Source organism: Flavobacterium soyangense, assembly GCF_015277675.1.
GTDB classification, from domain to species: domain Bacteria; phylum Bacteroidota; class Bacteroidia; order Flavobacteriales; family Flavobacteriaceae; genus Flavobacterium; species Flavobacterium soyangense.
Genome location: NZ_JADHEC010000077.1, coordinates 1 through 2319, shown reverse-complemented (window position 1 = coordinate 2319; position 2319 = coordinate 1). Strand labels below are relative to the sequence as shown.

3 protein-coding genes are annotated in these 2319 nt (G+C 32.3%); all 3 read right to left on the bottom strand.

Going from position 1 to position 2319, the window contains the following annotated elements; translation table 11 throughout:
• Positions 1 to 244: 244 nt before the first annotated feature.
• On the bottom strand, positions 245 to 823 hold the full coding sequence (locus IR213_RS15990; RefSeq protein ID WP_194313287.1) for a hypothetical protein: 579 nt from the start codon (positions 821 to 823) through the stop codon (positions 245 to 247).
• A 262-nt stretch (positions 824 to 1085) separates the two neighbouring features.
• Positions 1086 to 1652, bottom strand: coding sequence for an AtpZ/AtpI family protein (locus IR213_RS15985; protein ID WP_194313286.1), 567 nt, complete (start codon positions 1650 to 1652; stop codon positions 1086 to 1088).
• Between the two features lie 111 nt (positions 1653 to 1763).
• On the bottom strand, positions 1764 to 2319 hold a 556-nt coding region (locus tag IR213_RS15980; RefSeq protein WP_194313285.1), incomplete at its 5' end, for a transposase.

Here is a 2319-nt window from a genome sequence, read left to right as displayed (position 1 = left end):
TCTGTTGGTTCCGTTGATGAATTTACTCATAAGCTATTTTTAAGCGATAAATACTTGCTTAAAGATAAAGAAAACTAAGGAGTTATCCAAATATTTTGAACGATTTTTAATACAAAAAAATGAACATTGAAAAGGGAGGTTTTTAGACAGTTTGACGTTCCGCTAAGATAGAATTTTTGCGTGAAAACCAAGCATAAAGCCAACAAAATCAAGCGATGGCGCTTCATGCACGGTTACCAGCAGTTTAGTTTCTCCTTAATAGAAAGTCTCCATTTTCTTCGCACAATAAAGCTTTCCCATTGACAATTTTTAACTTTTTTAATCCGATTTCTGTAAAGTAATAATGGCCGAAATATTTATTTCCTTTGCTCAATATTTCTGCATTTTGAAATCTGCAATAATCTGAATCAACAATTGTTACATTGTATTTATTTGGGTTTGTTCTCGATGGAATATTTCCGACACCTTTATCAATTGATACTGTTCTAATTCTTATTTCTTGATTAATAGAAACAGCAATCGTATCAGAAATTATTTCATTATCTGTTTTTGTTTCCCAATTCTTAGAAATATAAAACTTGTCATTATCAATTTTCAACAATATTGATTGAAAGTATTTTTTACCATCAATAATAAAATCATAAACACAATTTGTAACTAAGTAAAAACCTCTTTTGTTGAATATAGGATTTATCTTTGAACTGCTATTTATTGAATCTTTATTTACAAACTGTACAACTTTACAATTTTTTCCACTTTCTATGTTTTGCCCATAAACAGAAACTGAGAAAATAAATGTCAAAATACTAATTGTTGTTTTCAAATTATTTTCGGTTTTAAATTGCTGGTAATGGGCGCGCGCTTGACGAAGTCGCTTGATTTCTTCAAGCGTCGAGTTGGGCGAAGGGCGCGCCCATTGGGCAAAAGGCGCGAGCACCTTTTGCCCAACGTTCTCGCGCTACAGCGGGTTTGGGACTAAATTAAGCCCTATTTTCGGATTTGCCAAATCTTCCCAAATACAAAACCAACTTTCCATTAAGCCAATTGCCCAAATCCGTTGTAGCGTGTGTTAGGCGTTCGGTTTTTTAGTCGTCTATATCTTCAAATATTAGTAAATTACTTTTTTTGTCGATTTCTATTTTTTTCAAAGTTGGCGCATAATTATCTCCATTTGGTTGAAAAAGTTCTCTCACAAATTGATTTTCAGTTTCATAATTCTTAATCCTTTTTGGTCCGTTATAATAATCATCACGGTTTTCGAAGTAATTTTCATTTATTAAACCGCTATTATAATTCTTCGCCTTTTGAATTTCTCTAATTATTTTATTTTTATCTTGATTTGTAATCTTCAAAGTAAATGTATGATAGTAATCTCCAATTCCAGACATTGATTTGTTTTCTGTCAGTTCAAACTCATCAATTAGTTGAATATTTTGTTCTTCCAAAAGTTCTTTGGCGTCATTCTTTGAGAAAAGCTCATCTTCAAAAACTTGAGTTAGAATAAATATTGCAATTAGAGTTCCAACTAAAATTGACAAATATTTTCCGAATTTTGGATATCCAAATTTTTTCGGAATCCAAAAACATAACCAAACTATTCCAATTATTATTGCAACTAAAATTAGAATTCCAGCAATTAGAAATATTACCATTTAATTTTATATTTTTCTCCGTTTTTTTGGCAAACTGACGCCTAACGTCAGTTCGTCTAAAAACCCTCAAACGAACTCAATTTTGTTAATCAGCGCGTAAATATATGTGATTTAAACTACAATTAAAATTCTTTGTTGAAAAACGGATTGTTCATTCTTAAAATAGAACAAGGCATAAAAAGCTTTAAAAATCGCTTTTATAGTCCCAAAATGTAAAGCCAATACTCTTAGGTACTGTTTTAACTGATTTTGATCAATCAGGTTGAAAATTCGGCGCAAGTTGTAGGCGCAGAAAATCAATCCTACATCGGCAGAAGCGCGTTTGATGGTTTTCTTGGTCATGATATAATAAAAATCCCATTGTCGTTTGATGACACCGTAGGGATGTTCTACAATAGCCTGTCTTCGGCGGTAAACATCATAGTTGTTTTCGATTCTGACTTTGTTTTCATAGATTAAATCGGCATACTGAGAGCGTTCTATGAGTCTTCCTTTTTTATTTTTGGTACATTGGGAGAAAAATTTGCAGGTCAAACACGCACTGGTTTTGTAATGCTTCATTTGGGTTATTGATTTACCATTTTTTTTGGCGTACCAATTTGCGTTGGTGGTCAGGGTTTCATTGGCAGGACAGGTATAGGAATCGGTAGCTTTGTTGTATTTAAAA